Raw genomic sequence first — 14245 nt, 5'->3', positions numbered from 1 at the left:
GTGCGCATGTACGTACAGCAATGCACCGCCGTGCGGCTCCAACCGGGCGCGGCACGGCCACGACCCGGAATCAGGTGAGGACGAGTGACGGACGCCGTGGGCTCCATCGACATGCCTGATGCCCAGGACGAGGCGCCGGACTCCAAGAAGTCCCGCAAGGGCGGCAAGCGAGGCAAGAAGGGCCCGCTGAAGCGGCTCGCGCTCTTCTACCGCCAGATCGTCGCGGAGCTGCGCAAGGTCGTCTGGCCCAGCCGCAACCAGCTGACGACGTACACCACCGTGGTGATCATCTTCGTGGTCATCATGATCGGCCTGGTGACTCTGATTGACTATGGCTTCTCTCACGCCGCCAAGTACGTCTTCGGCTGAGTCGAGAGCGAAGGGCGCCGAGGTACCCGGCGCCCCTTTCGCGTGTTCCACCCCTATGTATCCAGGAAGAAGCAGCCACAGTGTCTGACCCGAACGTGAACGACGCCATCGAGCCGGTCGAGTCCGTCGAGGACGAGCTCGGCACCGTCGAGGGCGCCGACAACGAGGACACCGAGGCCTCCGCCGAGGCCGAGGCTGCCGACGACACGGTCGTCGCGGAGACGGACGAGGACGCGGCGGACGCGGAGGCGGACGAGACCGCCGAGGCGGCCGACGCGGAGACGGACGAGACCGAAGCCGAGGGCGAGGCCGAGGCCCAGGAGCCCGACCTCGACCCGATCGAGAAGCTCCGCCAGGAGCTGCGCGCCCTCCCCGGCGAGTGGTACGTCATCCACACCTACGCCGGTTACGAGAACCGCGTGAAGACCAACCTCGAGCAGCGCGCCGTCTCGCTCAACGTCGAGGACTACATCTTCCAGGCCGAGGTGCCGCAGGAAGAGGTCGTCCAGATCAAGAACGGCGACCGCAAGACGATCCGACAGAACAAGCTGCCGGGTTACGTCCTGGTCCGCATGGACCTCACCAACGAGTCCTGGGGCGTCGTCCGCAACACCCCCGGCGTCACCGGCTTCGTCGGCAACGCCTACGACCCGTACCCGCTGACCCTGGACGAGATCGTCAAGATGCTCGCCCCGGAGGCCGAGGAGAAGGCCGCCCGCGAGGCCGCCGAGGCCGAGGGCAAGCCGGCTCCGCAGCGCAAGGTCGAGGTCCAGGTCCTGGACTTCGAGGTCGGCGACTCGGTCACCGTCACCGACGGCCCGTTCGCCACGCTGCAGGCCACCATCAACGAGATCAACGCCGACTCGAAGAAGGTCAAGGGCCTCGTCGAGATCTTCGGCCGCGAGACCCCGGTCGAGCTGAGCTTCGACCAGATCCAGAAGAACTAGTACCTCACCGGTACCTCTCTGGAAGTACTGCTTCCGACCAGGTCAGGCGGCCGCTCACGCGGCGTCTGACCTGCTCGGTTTTTGGCCGCGCATCTATACCCGTTATCGTTGTGCGGTATGCCTGTGTCCGGGTAGCTCCCGAACGCGGGCAGGACCCGAATCGAAAGGACCCGGAGAGCTATGCCTCCCAAGAAGAAGAAGGTCACGGGGCTCATCAAGCTCCAGATCCAGGCCGGTGCCGCGAACCCGGCCCCGCCGGTCGGCCCCGCGCTGGGTCAGCACGGCGTCAACATCATGGAGTTCTGCAAGGCCTACAACGCCGCGACCGAGTCGCAGCGCGGCTGGGTCATCCCGGTGGAGATCACGGTCTACGAGGACCGTTCCTTCACCTTCATCACCAAGACGCCGCCGGCCGCCAAGATGATCCTCAAGGCCGCGGGCGTGGAGAAGGGCTCCGGCGAGCCGCACAAGACCAAGGTCGCGAAGATCACGCGTGACCAGGTCCGTGAGATCGCCACCACCAAGATGCCCGACCTCAACGCCAACGACCTGGACCAGGCGGAGAAGATCATCGCCGGTACCGCGCGTTCCATGGGCGTCACGGTCGAGGGCTGACCCTCCACCCCCGTAACCAAAGCAGTAGTGGCAGGGCCTGCTCGGCCCGCACCACGACTCCTCAGAAGCCAACAGGAGCAGTAGTGAGCAAGCGCAGCAAGTCTCTCCGCGCTGCGGACGCCAAGATCGACCGGGACAAGCTCTACGCCCCGCTCGAGGCCGTCCGTCTCGCCAAGGAGACCTCCACCTCCAAGTTCGACGGCACCGTCGAGGTCGCCTTCCGTCTGGGTGTCGACCCGCGCAAGGCGGACCAGATGGTCCGTGGCACCGTGAACCTCCCGCACGGCACCGGTAAGACCGCCCGGGTCCTGGTCTTCGCGACCGGTGACCGTGCCGAGGCCGCGCGTGCCGCGGGCGCCGACATCGTCGGCGCCGACGAGCTGATCGACGAGGTGTCGAAGGGGCGTCTGGACTTCGACGCCGTCGTCGCCACCCCGGACCTCATGGGCAAGGTCGGCCGCCTCGGCCGCGTGCTCGGTCCCCGTGGTCTGATGCCGAACCCGAAGACCGGCACCGTGACCCCGGACGTGACCAAGGCCGTCACCGAGATCAAGGGCGGCAAGATCGAGTTCCGCGTCGACAAGCACTCGAACCTGCACTTCATCATCGGCAAGACGTCGTTCGACGACACCAAGCTGGTGGAGAACTACGGCGCGGCGCTGGAGGAGATCCTCCGTCTCAAGCCGTCCGCCGCCAAGGGTCGTTACATCAAGAAGGCCGCCCTCAGCACCACCATGGGCCCCGGCATTCCGCTCGACTCCAACCGCACCCGCAACCTCCTCGTCGAGGAGGACCCGGCCGCGGTCTGAGCCGACGGCTCGCCCCACCGGTTCACGGGCCCCGCACCTTTCGAGGTGCGGGGCCCGTCCCTTTTGGCCCGTCCCCTTTTCCGGCGCCCTGGGCTAGCGTGCGGGCAACGGACCCGCGCATGGGGCGCAGGAGCCGTACGGGGCGCAAGGGGTGGGCGGATGACGGGTACGACGGCACGCCGTACGGTCGCCTCGATGGCGGTGTCGGCCGCGCTGGCGTGCTCCACCGCCTGCACCGGGGCCGGCGGACCCGGCGGTTCCGGCGAGTCCACCGGCCCCACCGGCTCGGCCGCGCCCTCCGCCTCCGCTCCGCCGTCCTCCCGGCCTCCGGCCCTCACCGGTCCTTCGGCGGACGCCCTGCGGGCCGTCGAGCGGGCCACGGGGCGGGCGGGTTCGGCGCGGGTGGAGTCCACGACCGTGATGGGCCGCGAACTGTCCCTGGCGGCCGAGGGCGCCCTCGGCTGGGACGACGGCCTCACCGGCACCCTGACGATCACCTACACGGGCGGTACGACCGCCGAGACCATGCGACGCCTCGGCACCACCGCGATGGAGGCCCGGTACCTGCCCGACGCCTATTACGCCAGGATGGGCGACGAGTTCGCCGAGCGGCTGGACGGCCGGCACTGGATCAAGTACGTGTACGAGGACCTGGAGGACCTCGACGGCGGCGCGGGTGCCGGATTCGCCGACCAGATGCGCAACACCACACCCAACCAGGCGGTGAAGCTGCTGCTGACGGCCGGGGACGTGCGCAAGGTGGGCGAGGAGACGACGCGCGGCCGACGCACCACGCACTGGTCCGGCACGGTGGGCGGGGCCACCGAGCAGACCGTCGACATCTGGGTCGACGACCGGGCCCTGCTGGTCAAGAAGGTCGAGCGGGGACGCACGAAGACCGGGGAGCTGACCCAGACCGCGTACTACAGCGACTACGGCGTCACGGTCCCCGCCGCGCGCCCACCGGCCGCGGACACGACGGACTTCAAGGAAACTGCTGGCGTCACAGGGGAGCTAGGGCCGGGCCGGGTGGAGAAATCACAAGATCGGTCGAACCGTTTCGGCTAGGCTCGCGTCCTTGTTCCAAAGAACCGCAAAGAACTGCTGTGGAGCGGCGGTGCGTCTCCTGTGCCCCTTCGCGCTCCCGTGCTCCTTGCTCCGTGATCCCGTGGGGGGATATCGATGAAGACTTCCGTACGTGTGCCCGTCGGCGCCGGACTGGCCGCACTGCTGCTCGCCGCCGGGGCGGTGGGCTGTTCCAAGGAGGACAACGCCTCCGAGTCCCCGGAGATGACCCCCGCGGCGGCCGTCGCCAAGGCGGCGAAGAACACGGAGGAGATCAACTCCCTCCGCTACCGCATGACCGGCAAGGCCCCCGAGGAGGGCCGGGTCAAGGCCGAGGCCGAGATGCAGATCAAGCCGACGCTCGCGATGAGCATGAAGATGACGGCCCTCGACCAGGGAGCCGACGGCACCGCGGAGATCCGGCTCGTCGACAAGGCCCTGTACATCGGCGGCGGCCCCGGGGCGGCCAAGGAGATGGACGGCAAGAGCTGGATCAAGTTCGACATGTCCGCGATGGGCGCCGACGAGGAGCTGAACCAGCTCGGCGGCGCCTCCCAGGCCGACAAGAACCCGGCGACCGAGTCCACCTTCCTCACCGGGGCCAAGGACGTCGAGAAGGTCGGCACCGAGACCGTCGACGGCGTGAAGACCACCCACTACAAGGGCACGGTCACCCTCGCCGACCTGGAGAAGTCGCTCGGCGACGAGGACAAGGCCACCCGGGACAAGCGCCAGAAGAGCCTCGAGCAGTACGAGAAGATGGGCGTCGACAAGCTCACGATGGACATGTGGGTCGACGGTGACGACCAGACCAAGCAGTTCCGCATGCGCGGCGAGGCCGACAAGGGCCCGCTGGACATGACCATCACCTTCCTCGGCTTCAACGAGCCCGTGAAGGTCACCGCCCCGCCGGCCGCGGAGACCGCCGACCTGGCCGAGATGATGAAGGGCGCCGAGCAGGGCTGAGGCGCTGTGCGCCCGGTCCGCCCGGGTCGCCGCGGGGGCGGATTTGCTTGACACTGCCCCGTTCACGTACGCTTCCACAGAAGCCAAAGACCGCTGGTCGTTGCCGTGTGTTCGAAAGAGGACACGGTGGCCGAAGGATCCGCTGAACTGCGGACGACCCGCGCAGGTGACTGTGGATGAACTCCCGGTGTACCCGCCCCGTGCGGATGCCAGCCGGTCGAGTCACGCCCCGTGCGCCTGCGCCGGGGCGTTTCGTTTTCCCCAGTCCTCCTTCGGGTCCGCGCGGTCCGAATCACCCGGAAGGAGGCCGAGGCTCTATGGCGACGCCCGAGAAGGCTGCCGCGGTTGCCGAGCTGACGGACAAGTTCCGCAGCTCCAACGCCGCCGTGCTGACCGAGTACCGCGGTCTCACCGTGGCGCAGCTCAAGACGCTGCGCCGGTCGCTCGGTGAGAACGCCCAGTACGCCGTGGTGAAGAACACGCTGACCAAGATTGCGGCCAACGAGGCCGGGATCACGCTCGACGACCAGCTCTTCGCTGGTCCGACGGCCGTCGCCTTCGTCACCGGTGACCCGGTGGAGTCGGCGAAGGGTCTGCGCGACTTCGCCAAGGACAACCCGAATCTCGTCATCAAGGGCGGTGTCCTTGACGGCAAGGCGATGTCCGCCGACGAGATCAAGAAGCTTGCGGACCTCGAGTCCCGCGAGGTTCTGCTCTCCAAGCTGGCCGGTGCCATGAAGGGCAAGCAGTCCCAGGCTGCCTCTGTCTTCCAGGCGCTGCCGTCGAAGCTCGTCCGCACCGTGGACGCGCTCCGTGCCAAGCAGGACGAGCAGGGCGGTGCCGAGTAACTCGGCTCGCTTTCTGATCCGGGCCGCCTGAGCGCGGCACGGGTCGCAGCGGGCCGACGTACGCCCGCCACACCCCGTACATCCGGCACCTGCCGAATTAGTGGAAGGACCGCCATCATGGCGAAGCTCAGCCAGGACGACCTGCTCGCCCAGTTCGAGGAGATGACCCTCATCGAGCTCTCCGAGTTCGTGAAGGCCTTCGAGGAGAAGTTCGACGTCACCGCCGCCGCTGCCGCGCCGGTCGTCGTCGCCGGCCAGGGTGGCGGCGCCGCCGCCGAGGTCGCCGAGGAGAAGGACGAGTTCGACGTCATCCTCACCGGTGCCGGCGACAAGAAGATCCAGGTCATCAAGGTCGTGCGCGAGCTGACCTCCCTGGGTCTGAAGGAGGCCAAGGACCTCGTGGACGGCGCCCCGAAGCCCGTCCTCGAGAAGGTCGCCAAGGACGCCGCGGACAAGGCCAAGGAGTCCCTCGAGGGCGCCGGCGCCTCCGTCGAGGTCAAGTAAGACCGCACCGGCACCACGGATCCGTCAGGGTCTGTAACGCCGTAGCACCGAAGAGCGATCATCCATCCGGGTGGTCGCTCTTCGGCGTATCCGGGGTGCGGCGGCGGTCGCCTTGCACGCGTGACGGTGAAGAGTAGGGTGATCTTCGTCGTGCCGTCGCCGGGGCCCTGAGAGCTCCCGGGCGACAACCGGTTTGGGCAAGGGGGGCCTTGACGAACCGCACGCAGCGCGCAATTCTCAGGGCGTCGTCACAAGGATCCGAATCCGAGGCATGGATCGACGGCGAAGAGGGCAGTATCTGGGTGCGTTGAGGGCGAGGCCTTGCCGCACAGGTGGTGAGAACAACGAGGAGTGAACACGGTCCCCGAGAACCGCACTGGACATCAGTGTGCCAAGTGGCTACACTGACCCTTTGCGCTGCCTGTTAGCTGCCCCCTGCCCGTCACCAGGGGTCTACCCTCGCCCGAGCACTGACGACCAGAGCATGTCTGACCTGGCTCTTTAGCCACATCAGGCACCCCCTGTCGCCGTGCACGGAAGAGGGGCCGGTACGCGCGTAGTGAGTCCGAGCCCTCGGAAGGACCCCCTCTTGGCCGCCTCGCGCAATGCCTCGACCGCGAATACGAACAACGCTGCCAGCACCGCCCCGCTGCGCATCTCCTTTGCAAAGATCAAGGAGCCCCTCGAGGTTCCGAACCTTCTCGCGCTGCAAACCGAGAGCTTCGACTGGCTCCTCGGCAACGACGCCTGGAAGGCTCGCGTCGAGTCGGCTCTGGAGTCCGGTCAGGACGTCCCCACCAAGTCCGGTCTGGAAGAGATCTTCGAGGAGATCTCGCCGATCGAGGACTTCTCCGGGTCGATGTCGCTGACGTTCCGCGACCACCGCTTCGAGCCCCCCAAGAACAGCATCGACGAGTGCAAGGACCGTGACTTCACGTACGCGGCCCCGCTCTTCGTCACCGCCGAGTTCACCAACAACGAGACCGGCGAGATCAAGTCCCAGACGGTCTTCATGGGCGACTTCCCGCTCATGACGAACAAGGGCACCTTCGTCATCAACGGCACCGAGCGTGTCGTCGTGTCGCAGCTGGTCCGCTCGCCGGGTGTCTACTTCGACTCCTCCATCGACAAGACGTCCGACAAGGACATCTTCTCCGCCAAGATCATCCCGTCCCGGGGTGCCTGGCTGGAGATGGAGATCGACAAGCGCGACATGGTCGGTGTGCGCATCGACCGCAAGCGCAAGCAGTCCGTGACCGTCCTGCTCAAGGCTCTCGGTTGGTCGACCGAGCAGATCCTGGAGGAGTTCGGCGAGTACGAGTCCATGCGCGCCACCCTGGAGAAGGACCACACCCAGGGCCAGGACGACGCGCTGCTCGACATCTACCGCAAGCTGCGTCCGGGCGAGCCCCCCACGCGTGAGGCCGCGCAGACGCTGCTCGAGAACCTCTACTTCAACCCGAAGCGCTACGACCTCGCCAAGGTCGGCCGCTACAAGGTGAACAAGAAGCTCGGCGCGGACGAGCCGCTGGACGCCGGCGTGCTCACCACCGACGACATCATCGCCACCATCAAGTACCTGGTGAAGCTGCACGCCGGTGAGACCGAGACGGTCGGCGAGTCGGGCCGGGAGATCGTCGTCGAGACCGACGACATCGATCACTTCGGCAACCGCCGCATCCGCAACGTCGGCGAGCTGATCCAGAACCAGGTCCGTACGGGTCTCGCCCGTATGGAGCGCGTCGTGCGCGAGCGCATGACCACCCAGGACGTCGAGGCGATCACGCCGCAGACCCTGATCAACATCCGGCCGGTCGTCGCCTCCATCAAGGAGTTCTTCGGCACCAGCCAGCTGTCCCAGTTCATGGACCAGAACAACCCGCTGTCGGGGCTGACGCACAAGCGTCGTCTGAACGCCCTCGGCCCGGGTGGTCTCTCCCGTGAGCGGGCCGGCTTCGAGGTCCGCGACGTCCACCCGTCGCACTACGGCCGCATGTGCCCGATCGAGACGCCCGAAGGCCCGAACATCGGTCTGATCGGCTCGCTCGCCTCGTACGGCCGGATCAACCCCTTCGGCTTCATCGAGACGCCTTACCGCAAGGTCGTCGAGGGCCAGGTCACCGACGACGTCGACTACCTGACCGCCGACGAGGAGGACCGCTTCGTCATCGCGCAGGCCAACGCCACGCTCAACGACGACATGCGGTTCGCCGAGGCCCGCGTCCTGGTCCGCCGTCGTGGCGGCGAGGTCGACTACGTCCCCGGTGACGACGTCGACTACATGGACGTCTCGCCGCGCCAGATGGTGTCGGTCGCGACCGCGATGATCCCGTTCCTGGAGCACGACGACGCCAACCGTGCCCTCATGGGCGCGAACATGATGCGTCAGGCCGTGCCGCTCATCAAGAGCGAGTCCCCGCTGGTCGGCACCGGCATGGAGTACCGCTCCGCCGCCGACGCCGGTGACGTGGTCAAGGCCGAGAAGGCGGGTGTGGTCCAGGAGGTCTCCGCGGACTACATCACCACGACCAACGACGACGGCACGTACATCACGTACCGCCTGGCCAAGTTCTCCCGGTCCAACCAGGGCACCTCGGTCAACCAGAAGGTCATCGTCTCCGAGGGCGACCGCGTCATCGAGGGCCAGGTCCTCGCCGACGGTCCGGCCACCGAGAACGGCGAGATGGCGCTCGGCAAGAACCTGCTGGTCGCGTTCATGCCGTGGGAGGGTCACAACTACGAGGACGCGATCATCCTGTCGCAGCGCCTCGTGCAGGACGACGTCCTCTCCTCGATCCACATCGAGGAGCACGAGGTCGACGCCCGTGACACCAAGCTCGGCCCCGAGGAGATCACCCGGGACATCCCGAACGTCTCCGAGGAGGTCCTCGCCGACCTCGACGAGCGCGGCATCATCCGCATCGGTGCCGAGGTCGTCGCCGGCGACATCCTGGTCGGCAAGGTCACGCCCAAGGGTGAGACCGAGCTGACCCCGGAGGAGCGCCTGCTCCGTGCGATCTTCGGTGAGAAGGCCCGCGAGGTCCGCGACACCTCGCTGAAGGTCCCGCACGGCGAGATCGGCAAGGTCATCGGCGTCCGCGTCTTCGACCGCGAGGAGGGCGACGAGCTTCCCCCCGGTGTGAACCAGCTGGTGCGCGTGTACGTGGCGCAGAAGCGCAAGATCACCGACGGTGACAAGCTCGCCGGCCGGCACGGCAACAAGGGCGTCATCTCCAAGATCAACCCGATCGAGGACATGCCGTTCCTGGAGGACGGCACGCCCGTCGACATCATCCTGAACCCGCTGGGTGTCCCGTCCCGAATGAACCCGGGGCAGGTCCTGGAGATCCACCTCGGCTGGCTCGCCAGCCGCGGCTGGGACGTCTCCGGCCTCGCGGAGGAGTGGGCGCAGCGGCTCCAGGCCATCGGCGCCGACAAGGTCGAGCCCGGCACCAACGTCGCCACCCCGGTCTTCGACGGTGCGCGCGAGGACGAGCTGGCCGGCCTGCTCCAGCACACCATCCCGAACCGGGACGGCGAGCGCATGGTGCTCCCGTCCGGCAAGGCGCGGCTGTTCGACGGCCGCAGCGGTGAGCCGTTCCCGGAGCCGATCTCGGTCGGCTACATGTACATCCTCAAGCTCCACCACCTGGTCGACGACAAGCTGCACGCCCGGTCGACCGGCCCGTACTCGATGATCACCCAGCAGCCGCTGGGTGGTAAGGCCCAGTTCGGTGGCCAGCGCTTCGGTGAGATGGAGGTGTGGGCGCTGGAGGCTTACGGCGCCGCGTACGCCCTCCAGGAGCTGCTGACCATCAAGTCCGACGACGTGACCGGCCGCGTGAAGGTCTACGAGGCCATCGTCAAGGGCGAGAACATCCCTGAGCCCGGCATCCCCGAGTCCTTCAAGGTGCTCATCAAGGAGATGCAGTCCCTGTGCCTCAACGTGGAGGTGCTGTCCTCGGACGGCATGTCCATCGAGATGCGTGACACCGACGAGGACGTCTTCCGCGCAGCGGAGGAGCTCGGCATCGACCTGTCGCGGCGCGAGCCGAGCAGCGTCGAAGAGGTCTGACGGGAGTCAGGCGGGGCCTCTTCCGCAGAGGCCCCGCCGATCCCGCGACCCCCGTTTCAGACCACAGACTTACAACCCTGAGAGGGATTGACGCATAGTGCTCGACGTCAACTTCTTCGACGAGCTCCGGATCGGTCTGGCTACCGCTGACGACATCCGTCAGTGGAGCCACGGCGAGGTCAAGAAGCCCGAGACCATCAACTACCGCACCCTCAAGCCCGAGAAGGACGGACTCTTCTGCGAGAAGATCTTCGGTCCGACCCGGGACTGGGAGTGCTACTGCGGCAAGTACAAGCGCGTCCGCTTCAAGGGCATCATCTGTGAGCGCTGCGGCGTCGAGGTCACTCGCGCCAAGGTGCGCCGTGAGCGGATGGGCCACATCGAACTGGCCGCTCCCGTCACCCACATCTGGTACTTCAAGGGCGTCCCGTCGCGCCTGGGCTACCTGCTGGACCTGGCGCCGAAGGACCTCGAGAAGGTCATCTACTTCGCCGCGTACATGATCACCTTCGTGGACGAGGAGCGCCGCACGCGCGACCTGCCCTCGCTGGAGGCCCACGTCTCCGTCGAGCGCCAGCAGATCGAGCAGCGCCGCGACTCCGACCTGGAGGCCCGCGCCAAGAAGCTCGAGACCGACCTGGCCGAGCTGGAGGCCGAGGGCGCCAAGGCCGACGTGCGCCGCAAGGTGCGCGAGGGTGCCGAGCGTGAGATGAAGCAGCTGCGCGACCGTGCGCAGCGCGAGATCGACCGCCTCGACGAGGTGTGGAACCGGTTCAAGAACCTCAAGGTCCAGGACCTGGAGGGCGACGAGCTGCTCTACCGCGAGCTGCGCGACCGCTTCGGCACCTACTTCGACGGCTCGATGGGTGCGGCTGCCCTGCAGAAGCGCCTGGAGTCCTTCGACCTCGACGAGGAGGCCGAGCGCCTCCGCGAGATCATCCGCACCGGCAAGGGCCAGAAGAAGACCCGTGCGCTCAAGCGCCTCAAGGTCGTCTCCGCGTTCCTGCAGACCAGCAACAGCCCCAAGGGCATGGTGCTCGACTGCGTGCCGGTCATCCCGCCGGACCTGCGTCCGATGGTGCAGCTGGACGGTGGCCGCTTCGCGACCTCCGACCTGAACGACCTGTACCGCCGCGTGATCAACCGCAACAACCGCCTGAAGCGGCTTCTCGACCTCGGCGCGCCCGAGATCATCGTGAACAACGAGAAGCGCATGCTCCAGGAGGCCGTCGACGCGCTCTTCGACAACGGTCGCCGCGGCCGCCCGGTCACGGGTCCCGGCAACCGTCCGCTGAAGTCGCTGTCCGACATGCTCAAGGGCAAGCAGGGCCGCTTCCGTCAGAACCTGCTCGGCAAGCGAGTCGACTACTCGGCGCGTTCCGTCATCGTCGTCGGCCCGCAGCTGAAGCTGCACCAGTGCGGTCTGCCCAAGGCCATGGCGCTGGAGCTCTTCAAGCCGTTCGTGATGAAGCGCCTGGTCGACCTGAACCACGCGCAGAACATCAAGAGCGCCAAGCGCATGGTCGAGCGCGGCCGCACGGTCGTGTACGACGTGCTGGAAGAGGTCATCGCGGAGCACCCGGTTCTGCTGAACCGTGCGCCCACCCTGCACCGCCTCGGCATCCAGGCCTTCGAGCCGCAGCTGGTCGAGGGCAAGGCCATCCAGATCCACCCGCTCGTCTGCACCGCGTTCAACGCGGACTTCGACGGTGACCAGATGGCCGTGCACCTGCCGCTGTCCGCGGAGGCGCAGGCCGAGGCCCGCATCCTGATGCTGTCCTCGAACAACATCCTCAAGCCGGCCGACGGCCGTCCGGTGACGATGCCGACCCAGGACATGGTCCTCGGTCTGTTCTTCCTCACCACCGACGGCGAGGGCCGCGACCTCAAGGGCGAGGGCCGCTCCTTCGGTTCCGCCGCCGAGGCGATCATGGCGTTCGACGCGGGCGACCTGTCGCTCCAGTCGAAGGTCGACATCCGCTTCCCGGTGGGCACCATCCCGCCCCGCGGCTGGGAGCCCCCGGCCCGCGAGGAGGGTGAGCCGGAGTGGCAGCAGGGTGACACCTTCACCCTGAAGACCACGCTGGGCCGCGCGCTCTTCAACGAGCTGCTGCCCGAGGACTACCCCTTCGTCGACTACGAGGTCGGCAAGAAGCAGCTCTCCGAGATCGTCAACGACCTCGCCGAGCGGTACCCGAAGGTCATCGTGGCGGCGACGCTCGACAACCTGAAGGCGTCCGGCTTCTTCTGGGCGACCCGTTCCGGCGTCACCGTGGCCATCTCCGACGTCGTCGTTCCCGAGGCGAAGAAGGAGATCGTCAAGGGCTACGAGGCGCAGGACGAGAAGGTCCAGAAGCAGTACGAGCGCGGTCTGATCACCAAGGACGAGCGCACGCAGGAGCTCATCGCGATCTGGACCAAGGCGACCAACGAGGTCGCCGAGGCGATGAACGACAACTTCCCGAAGACCAACCCGATCTTCATGATGGTGAACTCGGGCGCACGAGGCAACATGATGCAGATGCGTCAGATCGCCGGTATGCGTGGTCTGGTGTCGAACGCGAAGAACGAGACGATCCCGCGTCCGATCAAGGCGTCCTTCCGTGAGGGCCTGTCCGTGCTGGAGTACTTCATCTCCACGCACGGTGCCCGTAAGGGTCTGGCGGACACCGCTCTGCGTACCGCCGACTCGGGTTACCTCACGCGTCGTCTGGTCGACGTCTCCCAGGACGTCATCATCCGCGAGGAGGACTGCGGCACCGAGCGCGGCCTCAAGCTGCCGATCGCCGTGCGCGACGCGGACGGCACGCTGCGCAAGGCCGACGACGTCGAGACCAGCGTCTACGCCCGCATGCTCGCCGAGGACGTCGTCATCGACGGCAAGGTGATCGCGCCGGCCAACGTCGACCTCGGTGACGTCCTGATCGACGCCCTGGTCGCCCACGGCGTCGAGGAGGTCAAGACCCGCTCGATCCTGACCTGCGAGTCCCAGGTCGGCACCTGCGCCATGTGCTACGGCCGCTCGCTGGCCACCGGCAAGCTGGTCGACATCGGTGAGGCGGTCGGCATCATCGCCGCCCAGTCCATCGGTGAGCCCGGCACCCAGCTGACGATGCGTACCTTCCACACCGGTGGTGTGGCCGGTGACGACATCACGCAGGGTCTGCCGCGTGTCGTCGAGCTCTTCGAGGCCCGTACCCCGAAGGGTGTCGCCCCGATCTCCGAGGCCTCCGGCCGCGTCCGGATCGAGGAGACCGAGAAGACCAAGAAGATCGTCGTCACCCCCGACGACGGCAGCGACGAGACGGCGTTCCCGATCTCGAAGCGTGCCCGTCTGCTGGTGGGCGAGGGCGACCACGTCGAGGTGGGCCAGAAGCTCACCGTGGGTGCCACCAACCCGCACGACGTGCTGCGCATCCTGGGTCAGCGTGCCGTCCAGGTCCACCTGGTCGGCGAGGTCCAGAAGGTCTACAACTCGCAGGGCGTGTCGATCCACGACAAGCACATCGAGATCATCATCCGGCAGATGCTGCGCCGCGTGACGATCATCGAGTCCGGCGACGCCGAGCTGCTGCCCGGCGAGCTGGTCGAGCGCACGAAGTTCGAGACCGAGAACCGTCGTGTGGTCCAGGAGGGCGGTCACCCGGCCTCCGGTCGTCCGCAGCTGATGGGTATCACCAAGGCCTCGCTGGCGACGGAATCCTGGCTGTCGGCCGCCTCCTTCCAGGAGACGACCCGAGTCCTGACGGACGCGGCGATCAACGCCAAGTCCGACAGCCTCATCGGCCTCAAGGAGAACGTCATCATCGGTAAGCTCATCCCGGCCGGTACGGGCCTGTCCCGCTACCGCAACATCCGGGTGGAGCCGACCGAGGAGGCCAAGGCCGCGATGTACTCGGCCGTCGGCTACGACGACATCGACTACTCGCCGTTCGGCACGGGCTCCGGCCAGGCCGTTCCGCTGGAGGACTACGACTACGGTCCGTACAACCAGTAAGCGGGCAGCTTGATACGACCGAAGGGCGGTCACCCCGAGAGGGTGGCCGC

The 14245-nt window shown here is 67.2% G+C and carries 9 protein-coding genes and 1 pseudogene; all 10 read left to right on the top strand.

Annotated features, from left to right (window positions below; translation table 11 throughout):
- Window positions 1-84 precede the first annotated feature (84 nt).
- The 10 genes and pseudogenes from secE to ACZ56V_RS03590 all read left to right on the top strand — a co-directional run bounded on the left by secE (window position 85) and on the right by ACZ56V_RS03590 (window position 14195).
- Window positions 85-369: a preprotein translocase subunit SecE gene (secE, locus tag ACZ56V_RS03635; RefSeq protein ID WP_003974317.1), complete on the top strand. Its 285-nt coding sequence runs from the start codon at window positions 85-87 to the stop codon at window positions 367-369.
- Between the two features lie 80 nt (window positions 370-449).
- Window positions 450-1316 carry a transcription termination/antitermination protein NusG gene (gene nusG / locus ACZ56V_RS03630; protein ID WP_467382400.1) on the top strand — a complete coding sequence of 289 codons (867 nt, stop codon included), beginning with the start codon at window positions 450-452 and terminating at the stop codon, window positions 1314-1316.
- Between the two features lie 180 nt (window positions 1317-1496).
- Window positions 1497-1931, top strand: coding sequence for a 50S ribosomal protein L11 (gene rplK, locus ACZ56V_RS03625; protein ID WP_003974315.1), 435 nt, complete (start codon window positions 1497-1499; stop codon window positions 1929-1931).
- A gap of 83 nt (window positions 1932-2014) precedes the next feature.
- Window positions 2015-2740: a 50S ribosomal protein L1 gene (gene rplA / locus ACZ56V_RS03620; RefSeq protein WP_356366399.1), complete on the top strand. Its 726-nt coding sequence runs from the start codon at window positions 2015-2017 to the stop codon at window positions 2738-2740.
- Between the two features lie 159 nt (window positions 2741-2899).
- Window positions 2900-3758, top strand: a pseudogene (locus ACZ56V_RS03615) (SCO4651 family lipoprotein).
- A gap of 164 nt (window positions 3759-3922) precedes the next feature.
- Window positions 3923-4771, top strand: a complete 849-nt coding sequence (locus ACZ56V_RS03610; protein ID WP_468938876.1) for an SCO4651 family lipoprotein — start codon at window positions 3923-3925, stop codon at window positions 4769-4771.
- A gap of 317 nt (window positions 4772-5088) precedes the next feature.
- Window positions 5089-5619, top strand: coding sequence for a 50S ribosomal protein L10 (rplJ, locus tag ACZ56V_RS03605; RefSeq protein ID WP_007443924.1), 531 nt, complete (start codon window positions 5089-5091; stop codon window positions 5617-5619).
- Window positions 5620-5736: 117 nt separating this feature from the next.
- Window positions 5737-6123, top strand: coding sequence for a 50S ribosomal protein L7/L12 (rplL, locus tag ACZ56V_RS03600; RefSeq protein ID WP_398912265.1), 387 nt, complete (start codon window positions 5737-5739; stop codon window positions 6121-6123).
- Between the two features lie 589 nt (window positions 6124-6712).
- On the top strand, window positions 6713-10198 hold the full coding sequence (rpoB, locus tag ACZ56V_RS03595; RefSeq protein WP_356366408.1) for a DNA-directed RNA polymerase subunit beta: 3486 nt from the start codon (window positions 6713-6715) through the stop codon (window positions 10196-10198).
- Window positions 10199-10295: 97 nt separating this feature from the next.
- Window positions 10296-14195 (top strand): DNA-directed RNA polymerase subunit beta', encoded by a 3900-nt coding sequence (locus ACZ56V_RS03590; RefSeq protein ID WP_104634576.1) that lies wholly within the window; start codon window positions 10296-10298, stop codon window positions 14193-14195.
- Window positions 14196-14245: the final 50 nt, after the last annotated feature.

Source organism: Streptomyces sp. NPDC034099 (genome assembly GCF_055575415.1).
This window is presented reverse-complemented; position numbering and strand designations above follow the sequence as displayed.

What these genes read in the sequence shown, in the direction of transcription:
- rplK (WP_003974315.1), top strand. Translation starts at nt 1,497, where the DNA reads ATGCCTCCCAAGAAGAAGAAGGTCACGGGGCTCATCAAGCTCCAGATC.
- ACZ56V_RS03610 (WP_468938876.1), top strand. Translation starts at nt 3,923, where the DNA reads ATGAAGACTTCCGTACGTGTGCCCGTCGGCGCCGGACTGGCCGCACTG.
- rplJ (WP_007443924.1), top strand. Translation starts at nt 5,089, where the DNA reads ATGGCGACGCCCGAGAAGGCTGCCGCGGTTGCCGAGCTGACGGACAAG.
- rplL (WP_398912265.1), top strand. Translation starts at nt 5,737, where the DNA reads ATGGCGAAGCTCAGCCAGGACGACCTGCTCGCCCAGTTCGAGGAGATG.